Origin of the sequence: Micrococcus sp. HSID17227 (genome assembly GCF_003989405.1) — a bacterium.
Taxonomy (GTDB): domain Bacteria; phylum Actinomycetota; class Actinomycetes; order Actinomycetales; family Micrococcaceae; genus Micrococcus; species Micrococcus luteus.
Window position 1 is genome coordinate 1 of the sequence record NZ_RBLN01000352.1, and the last position, 1,921, is coordinate 1,921.

A 1,921-nucleotide genomic window follows, 5' to 3' on the forward strand; every position below is an offset into this window, starting at 1 on the left:
CGTCGTCGGGGCCGACCCGGGCGCCGGCGGGCGCGTCCTGTCCCTCGCCGGCGGCCTCGCCGCCTGGCCCGCCTGACCCCCACCCCGACGAACCCTGCGAGATGGCCCCCACCGCGGGCCGGAGGGGGCCATCTCGCAGGGTTCGTTCGCACGCGCACGGGCGCGGCGGCCCTTCCGTAGACTTGCGCGGGTGAAGCCCGAAGACCTCTCCGCCCTGCTGTCCGCTGTCCTCACCGACGCCGTCGGTGCCGGTGACCTCCCCGCCGCGCTGCGGGAGGAGATCACCCCCGCGCGCGTGAAGGTGGAGCGACCCCGCAGCCGCGAGCACGGCGACTGGGCCACCAACGTCGCCCTCCAGCTGGGCAAGAAGGCCGGGATGGCCCCGCGCGACCTCGCCGGGCTCGTGGCCGAGCGCCTGACCGACAAGCCGGGCATCGCCGCCGTCGACGTCGCCGGCCCCGGCTTTCTCAACGTCACCCTGGACGCGGCCTCGGCCGGCGCCCTGGCCCGCGAGATCGTCGAGGCCGGCCCGGAGTACGGCCGCAACGACGCCCTGGCCGGGCACACCGTGAACATGGAGTTCGTCTCCGCCAACCCCACCGGCCCGCTGCACATCGGACACACCCGCTGGGCCGCGCTGGGCGACGCGATCGCCCGCCTCCTGCGCGCCTCCGGCGCGGACGTCACCGCCGAGTACTACGTCAACGACGCCGGCAACCAGATGAACGTGTTCGCCGACTCGGTCCTCGCCCGCCTGCACGGCCGCGACGTCCCCGCGGGCGGCTACCCGGGCGCGTACGTGCAGGAGCTGGCCGACGCCGTCGCCCTCGAGCACCCGGACGTGCGCGAGCTGACGGACGAGGCCGCCCGCCCGGTGGTCCGCGAGGCCGCGTACCGGCTCCAGATGCAGGACATCAAGGACACGCTCGCCGCCTTCGACGTGCACTTCGACGTGTTCACCTCGGAGCAGACGCTCCACGACTCCGGCGCGATCGACCAGGCCGTGCAGCGGCTGCGCGAGCAGGGCCACATCGAGGACCGCGAGGGCGCCGTGTGGCTCAAGACCACCGACTTCGGCGACGACAAGGACCGCGTGCTCATCCGCGCCAACGGGGAGCCCACCTACTTCGCCGCCGACGCCGCCTACTACCTCCACAAGCGCGACCGCGGCTTCGAGGAGAAGGTGTACCTGCTCGGCGCCGACCACCACGGCTACGTGAACCGCCTCAAGGCGATCGCCGCCGCCGCCGGCGACGACCCGGCGACGAACATCGAGATCCTCATCGGCCAGCTCATCTCGGTCAACGGCGCGAAGCTCTCCAAGCGCGCCGGCAACATCATCGAGCTCAAGGACCTCGTGGAGTGGCTCGGCCGCGACGCCCTGCGCTACGACCTGGCCCGCTACCCCGCGGACTCGCCCCTGACGATCGACCCCGAGCTGCTGCGCTCCGCCACGAACGACAACCCCGTCTACTACGTGCAGTACGCCCACGCCCGCGCCTCGGGCGCGGCGCGCACCGCGCAGGCCCACGGCGTGGACCGCTCCGAGTTCGACGCCGCCCTGCTCACCCACGCCACCGAGTCGGAGCTGCTGGCCCAGCTGGCGGAGTTCCCGGCCGTCGTCGGCGCGGCGGCGCGCCTGCGCGAGCCCCACCGCGTGGCCCGCCACCTCGAGGTGATCGCCGGGGCCTACCACTCGTGGTACGCCGCCTGCCGCATCGTGCCCATGCCCACCGACGACGGGACGCCGCGTCCCGTGGAGACCCTCAACCGCACCCGCCTGTGGCTCAACGACGCCACCGCCGTTCTCATAGGCGACGTAGGGGAAGCGCCAGATGTTGCCGAGGCCCACGGCGGAGCCGATGGCCGCCAGGATGAAGGCCCACCGGCCGGTGAACTCCTCCCGGGTGCGCTTCGGCGC

Annotated in this window: 1 pseudogene; it reads left to right on the forward strand. The window is 73.7% G+C overall.

Features of this window, described 5'->3' with window-relative positions:
- Positions 1 to 190: 190 nt before the first annotated feature.
- A pseudogene (gene argS / locus D8M29_RS11690) lies at positions 191 to 1,819 on the forward strand (arginine--tRNA ligase); the annotation flags it as partial.
- Positions 1,820 to 1,921 lie beyond the last annotated feature (102 nt).